Below are 6,396 nucleotides of genomic sequence, written 5' to 3'. Positions count from 1 at the left end.
CCGCCGCCCCGAACCGCGAGGGGCAGCTCGTGATCGCGAGCGAAGGTCACGGCCGCGACGACGTCGGGGACGTCGGCACAGCGCGCGACGAGCGCCGGATACTTCTCGATCATCCCGTTCCAGACGCGGCGAGCCTCGTCGTACTCCTCGTCGGGCGGGCGCAGTACGTCGCCGTGGAACCGCGTGGCGAAAGACCGAACGGCGTCGTCCGAAAGCTCCTCGAGCGCTACCTCGCCGCGGTGTTTGTGTAGTGATCCCATATAGCAGCGTACGCATCCGCCGGAGATAAACTAGTAGTATACCCAACACGACGATCCGTCCGGCAGATATGTCGGAGACTCACCGATCGAATCGGGTTCCGGGGCGGCCGTCGAGGGAGCGATTTCTAGGGGTGCCAGTCACTCCTGTTCCGGCAGTCGATGTACGGACTCTCGAGTGTCCCCCGATCTGTCTCATATAGTAATACTAATTATGCACAGATAGTCCACCTTTTTACGAAAATCGAAAATTTTCGAACCACGTGACCCCGAGGCACTTCACGCGCCACGTCGCTATCGACGTGTTAGTCGCCGATCCAGTCCGCGAAGCTTCCCTCGAGCAGCGTCTCCGACTGCCGAGCGACGTACCGCTGTTGCATTCCCTCGATGGCTTCGGCGAGGTCGTCACCGTCCTCGAGCGCCGCTTGCACCTGCTCGCGCTTCCAGCTGGCCGGCGTCACCCGCTGGCGGACGCGCCGCCGGAGCGGGTAGAGGTACTTCGCGGCCTCCTCCTCGCTCAGTCCGCGGTTGGTCAGTCCGTCCTCGGCGTGGGCCAGCAGGTCCTCGTAGAGCGCGAGGCAGTCGGTCGTCTCCTTGCCGTCGTTGGTGATCCAGTTCAGGTCGGCCGAGAGGCCGTCGACCATCGCGGCGTAGAAGTTCTCGCGGGCGAGCTGCCAGTCGAGTTCGACGACGGGGTGCTCGAGGCGGATCAGGCTCTCCATCAGGCCGGCGAAGGCGGCGAGGAAGGAGACGGAATCGCGGACCGTGGGCTGGGCGGGGATCGGTCTGAACTCGATGCGGGCGTTGGCGGCCGAGCGCGTCGGCCCGCCGAAGACCGGTCGGATCCACCGCCAGTAGGTCCCGTGTTTGCGGCTGAAGTGTGGGAACTGGTCGTCGAAGCGTTCGCCCGCCTCGACCGGCATCGGGACGATCGTGTCGTCGGCCGCGATCCGATCGATCGCTTCGTCGACGTCCGCGAGGTCGCGCGGAAAGCGAACCTTTCCTTCACCCGTGGTGGGGTCGTTGAGGACGGTCTCGAAGATACTGATTCGGTGTTCCATCCAGCCGTCTCGGAGGACGTCCTCGGCGGTCGCATCGTCGTCGTACAGACCGGCGGGGAAGAACGGGGAGTTGACGCCGAGTGCGAGCAGCGGGCCCGCGACTCGGAGGGCGTAGTTGAAGTACTTGGGGAGGTCGGGAGCGTGTGAAACCTGGTAGTGGGGCTGGATCGACGTGATGAGGCTCTCGGGCATGACGGTATCGTCCTGCAGCGAGACGTGCGGCGCGTCGATATACATCCCCGCGGAGTCGGCCTGGGCCGTGTTGGCCATCGCGTGATAGCGGGCCGAGTCGCTCATGTTCGTCGCGATACGGATCGTGCGGTCGGTCCCGTCCGGCGCGCTCGCCGTCCGTTCGACGCTGTCGGTGAGGTAGGTGCTCGCCGCCTCGCCCTCGGGCGGGATCGTCCAGATGCCGTCGCTGACCAGTCGCATTCGCTCGGACTGGGTCACGTCGAGTGCCGTCCGGAGCCGGGATTTCACCTCCGATTCCTGCGCTGAGAGTCCGTGGGCGTTCAACGGCTGCGGACTCGTCGTCATCTCGGCGTTGTGGAGTCCGAGCTCCTTCTCGAAGCCGATCAGCTCGAGCAGTCGGCGCGGGACTCGCCGCAGCGTACAGTCACCGGCCTTGACGGCGTAGAACTCGTACTCGAGGCCGACGATCGCCTGCGGGTTGTCGAATACTCCTTCCTCGACGCCGTCTTTGATCACCTCGGCGTCCGCCTCGGCCCGCTCCCGGAAGTCGTCGGGGTCGACCCGCAGGACGTCAGCGACCCGCGCGGCGAGTTCCTCCTCTGGCATACGTCGGGGTGCGGGCGCAAACGCCTTGAAAGCACGTTTCTCCTCACAACGGGTATCGTCTCCTGATAGGAGTTCCCCATCAGCGCCGATAGCGAACGTTCGAGGCGCGTTTTCGGCGACATCGCCGTTCGGTCCTGCTATCATGCACCTGATACAGGACGAACTCGTCTCCTGCGTTCGGTATCGGCATCGACCTGAAATCGGTAGATATCCAATGGATATTTCCAGTAGTGCGCTTAATAGGATCCGTCGATTGGGGCTCACTGCCGTTTCACCATGAGAACCAGATTGATCGCAACGCTGACCGTCGTGCTCGCCGTTGGGATGATCGCCGGGTTCGTTGGCCCCGCCGCCGCACAGGAAGGAACCGAACAGACGACCAATCAGGACGCGAGCAACGCCGCCGAACAGGGAGCGGAGGTCCAGAACGGCTCGGCAATCCTGACTATCGACCAGGATGCGAGCAATCTCGCCGGCCAGACCGCCAGTTCCGACGCTGATTCGCCCGTGATACAGACCGTCGATCAGGATGCCAGTAACACGGGTATCCAGACCGCGACCGTACTCGACGGTGGCAATAGCGAACTGTCGATCTCTCAGGACGCGAGTAACACCGCCGAACAGAGCGCATAGCCGGATCACAGTCGACTCGAGGTCGGGCTATTTTTCGGCATCTCGTCGATAGCAGTCGAATCCGTGCTCGTCTCAGAACCGTTTTACTCGCCGCGACGATACACTCCGGCGATGGAGTTCGCCACGTTCGCCGACCGCGCCGGGACGATCGATGCCGAACCCGCGGACCTCGAGATCGTGGCTCACGTTCGGGAGCTGCTCGCCGAAGCGGGAGACGATAGCGAGGAACGACGTTCCTCGGGCGCTGCGGTGGAACCGCAGACCCTCGAGATCGTCGCGCGCTTTGCACAGGGACGGGTGTTTCCGGCCTGGGACTCGACGACGCTCGATATCGGACCGAGCGCGTGTTACGAGGCGATCGCCCGCGCAGCGGGGACGAACGTGAGTAGCGACGACGTCGAGGATCAACTCGCGGAAATCGGCGAAATCGGCGACGTGGCGGCGAGTTACGATTTCGGCGGCCAGCAGGGACTCGGTGCGTTCACCGGCGGGGACGCTGACGATTCCAGCGGCGATAGTAGCGGTGGCCTTACCGTTCGCGAGGTCTACGACACCCTCGAGGACCTCGCCGCTGCCGAAGGCTCGGGCAGCCAGGATCGCAAGGTCGACCTGCTCTTCGGACTGTTCAACCGCTGCTCGAGCGAGGAAGCGCGTTATCTCGCCCGACTCGTCCTCTCGGAGATGCGCATCGGCGTCGGCGAGGGGACGGTTCGAGACGCGATCTCGGCGGCCTTCGACGTTCCCGAGGATCGAGTCGAGCGCGCGCTGCAGGTCTCGAACGATTACGGGCAGGTCGCACGGATCGCTCGCGACGAGGGACTCGAAGGCCTCGACGCGATGGATCTCGCGGTCGGCCGGCCGGTCCAGGCGATGCTCGCCCAGGCGGGGACGGTGACCGACGCGCTCGAGGAGTGGGCGGAGGCCGGCGTCGAGTGGAAGTACGACGGGGCCCGGGTCCAGTTGCATCACGTCCCCAGCGCCGATGAGACGCGCGTCTTTTCGCGAAACATGGAGGAGATCACCGACGCGCTCCCCGAAGTGGTCGAGTTCGCCGAGACACACCTCGAGGTCCCGGTTATCCTCGACGGCGAGGTCGTCGCGATCGACGAGGACGGCGCTCCACTGCCGTTTCAGGAGGTGCTCAAGCGGTTCCGTCGCAAGCACGACGTCGCGAGGGCCCGCGAGGATGTCTCGGTGCGGCCGGTCTTCTTCGACTGTCTGCACGCCGACGGAGAGGACTTGCTCGCAGAGCCGCTGACGGTTCGACACGATCGGCTCCGGTCGGTGTTGGTGGACGCCGATTCCGGCCCCGAATCCGTAGATGACGCCGACATCGAGGGACTCTCGCTACTCTGGCGTACCGGCGATCCCGACGAGATCGAGTCGATCGACGCCGACGCGCTCGAGGCGGGCCACGAGGGGATCATGCTCAAAAATCCGGATTCCTCGTACTCGCCGGGCCGGCGCGGAAAGCACTGGCGCAAACGCAAACCGGACGTGGAGACGCTCGACTGCGTGGTGACCGGCGCGGAGTGGGGTGAGGGCCGGCGGGCTACGTTCCTCGGAACCTTCGAACTGTCCGTTCGGGCAGGGGACGATCTCGAGACGGTCGGCAAGGTCGCGACCGGGATCACCGACGAGAAGCTCGCGGAGCTGACGGAGCTGCTCGAGCCCCACATCGCGGCCGAAGAGGGTCAGGAGGTCGAGCTCGAGCCCGAAGTCGTCTTCGAAGTCGGCTACGAGGAGATCCAGTCCTCGCCGACCTATTCGTCGGGGTACGCGCTGCGGTTCCCGCGCTTCGTCGGTGTCCGACCGGACAAGGACCCGGAGGACGCGGACTCGCTGGAACGGCTCGAGCGACTACAGAGCCGGTGAGACGGAGACGGCCGCTCGAGCGCTCGGCGGTGGCCGGCTGCCGGATCGGCACGCGAAATAAAACAGCCGTCGTCGTTTGATCATCAACATAATTAAGCGCGTTTGGATAGGGGTCGAGAACGCCATGGCTAGTACCCCAGAGACGCGAACGGTGATCGTCACGGGCTCGACGAGAGGACTCGGAAAGCGCATCGCGGAGCGATTCGCGGACGTCGGCGATAACGTCGTTATCTGTTCGCGATCGCTCGAGGACTGCGAACGGGTCGTCGACGAGTTCGAAGACAAGGACGGCACCGCTCACCCGGTCGAAGTCGACGTGAGCGAGAAGCCGTCCGTCGAAAATTTGATCGATGAAACCGTCGATCGGTTTGGTCGTCTCGACGTGCTGGTGAACAACGCGGGGATCAACATTCGCGGTCCAGCAGAAGAGATGACAGCCGAGGACTGGCAGCAGGTCGTCGACGTGAACTTGACGGGCGTCTTCTTCTGTGCGCAGGCGGCCGGAGCCCGGATGATCGAACAGGGCGACGGTGGTGAGATCGTTAACATTTCGAGCATGATGGGAAGTATGGGACAGCAAGATCGAACGCCGTACAATACGACGAAGGGAGGCGTCAACAATCTCACCCGGTGTCTCGCGGTCGAGTGGGCGGAACACGATATTCACGTGAATGCGCTCGCACCGGGGTACATCATGACGGAGATGGTCGAACAGGCACAAGATGAGACGGGATTCGACGAACAGGATGTCAGGGATCGGACACCGCTCGATCGGTTCGGGACGCCGGACGAAGTCGCGAACTGCGTCGAGTTCCTCGCGTCGGGAGACAACTTCGTCACCGGCGAAGTGCTCACCGCCGACGGCGGCTGGACGGCGTTCGGGTGGGGTTGTACCGATAACTGATCGGCGCTCGAGGCCGACGATTCAGTGATCGCGGTGTATACCGATCGAGATCGACGCTGTCTCCCTCGATGGGTCGAAATCCATCGTGCGAATCGGTCCGCAGCCGACTCTTTGCTCGCCGCCGTACAGCGCGCGCCGCGACAGTCCTCGAGGGGCGACTGACCACATGTAAGCACCCTTAAGAGCCACGGGAAACAGGATTCGCGTATGCAACCGCGCGACCTGTCCGATCACGTCGCATACGAGGCGGGTCGAGGCGTCGAGGAGGTCGCCCGCGAACTCGGGCGCGACCCCTCGGAGTTCGTCAAACTCGCCTCGAACGAGAACCCGCATGGCCCCTCGCCGGCCGCCGCCGTGGCCATCCGCGAGACGGCCTCGAGCGTGAGTTCCTACCCGAAGGCCGCTCACGCCGACCTCACGAGCGCCGTCGCCGACCGGTGGAACGTCACCGACGAGCAAGTCTGGCTGGCGAACGGCGGCGACGGGGCCATCGACTACCTCCACCGAGCGACCCTCGAGCCGGGGGACGACGTCATCGTCCCGACGCCGGGATTCGCGTATTACGGCATGAGTGCCCGGTTCCACCACGGCGACGTCTCCCAGTACGAACTCTCGAGGGCCGACGACTTCGATCAGGACGCCGACGTCGTCCTCGAGTCCTACGACGGCGAGCGGATCGTCTGGCTTACGAGCCCGCACAACCCAACCGGCTCGACGATGCCGCTCGAAGAAATCGAGCGCCTCGCCGACGAAACCGACGACGAGACGCTGCTCGTCGTCGACGAGGCCTACGGCGAGTTCGCCGACCGGGACAGCGCCGTCGCCCTGCTCGAGGGCCGCGACGGGTTCGACGCCCGCGACGACATCG

Annotated in this window: 5 protein-coding genes and 1 pseudogene; 4 read left to right on the top strand and 2 right to left on the bottom strand. The window is 64.6% G+C overall.

What is annotated here, in order from left to right:
• Together PGX04_RS11175 and PGX04_RS11170 are read right to left on the bottom strand one after the other, a co-directional pair.
• Positions 1 to 260, bottom strand: a pseudogene (locus PGX04_RS11175) (FAD-linked oxidase); the annotation flags it as partial.
• A 302-nt stretch (positions 261 to 562) separates the two neighbouring features.
• Positions 563 to 2,116 carry a glutamate-cysteine ligase family protein gene (locus tag PGX04_RS11170; RefSeq protein WP_273738575.1) on the bottom strand — a complete coding sequence of 518 codons (1,554 nt, stop codon included), beginning with the start codon at positions 2,114 to 2,116 and terminating at the stop codon, positions 563 to 565.
• Positions 2,117 to 2,392: 276 nt separating this feature from the next.
• Here PGX04_RS11170 and PGX04_RS11165 point away from each other — a divergent pair, with 276 nt between their 5' ends.
• The 4 genes from PGX04_RS11165 to PGX04_RS11150 all read left to right on the top strand — a co-directional run.
• Positions 2,393 to 2,749, top strand: coding sequence for a hypothetical protein (locus PGX04_RS11165; RefSeq protein WP_273738574.1), 357 nt, complete (start codon positions 2,393 to 2,395; stop codon positions 2,747 to 2,749).
• A 111-nt stretch (positions 2,750 to 2,860) separates the two neighbouring features.
• On the top strand, positions 2,861 to 4,624 hold the full coding sequence (gene ligA, locus PGX04_RS11160) for an ATP-dependent DNA ligase LigA (RefSeq protein ID WP_273738573.1): 1,764 nt from the start codon (positions 2,861 to 2,863) through the stop codon (positions 4,622 to 4,624).
• A gap of 124 nt (positions 4,625 to 4,748) precedes the next feature.
• A complete protein-coding gene (locus PGX04_RS11155; protein ID WP_273738572.1) occupies positions 4,749 to 5,528 on the top strand; it encodes an SDR family NAD(P)-dependent oxidoreductase in 780 nt (259 codons plus the stop codon).
• A 207-nt stretch (positions 5,529 to 5,735) separates the two neighbouring features.
• Positions 5,736 to 6,396: aminotransferase class I/II-fold pyridoxal phosphate-dependent enzyme (locus tag PGX04_RS11150; RefSeq protein ID WP_273738571.1), on the top strand; the 661-nt coding region annotated here is incomplete at its 3' end.

This window comes from Natrinema soli (genome assembly GCF_028618695.1).
This window is presented reverse-complemented; position numbering and strand designations above follow the sequence as displayed.

Bases quoted from the DNA above. Each gene is read 5' to 3' on its own strand.
- PGX04_RS11170 (WP_273738575.1), bottom strand. From the start codon at position 2,116: ATGCCAGAGGAGGAACTCGCCGCGCGGGTCGCTGACGTCCTGCGGGTC.
- PGX04_RS11165 (WP_273738574.1), top strand. From the start codon at position 2,393: ATGAGAACCAGATTGATCGCAACGCTGACCGTCGTGCTCGCCGTTGGG.
- ligA (WP_273738573.1), top strand. From the start codon at position 2,861: ATGGAGTTCGCCACGTTCGCCGACCGCGCCGGGACGATCGATGCCGAA.
- PGX04_RS11155 (WP_273738572.1), top strand. From the start codon at position 4,749: ATGGCTAGTACCCCAGAGACGCGAACGGTGATCGTCACGGGCTCGACG.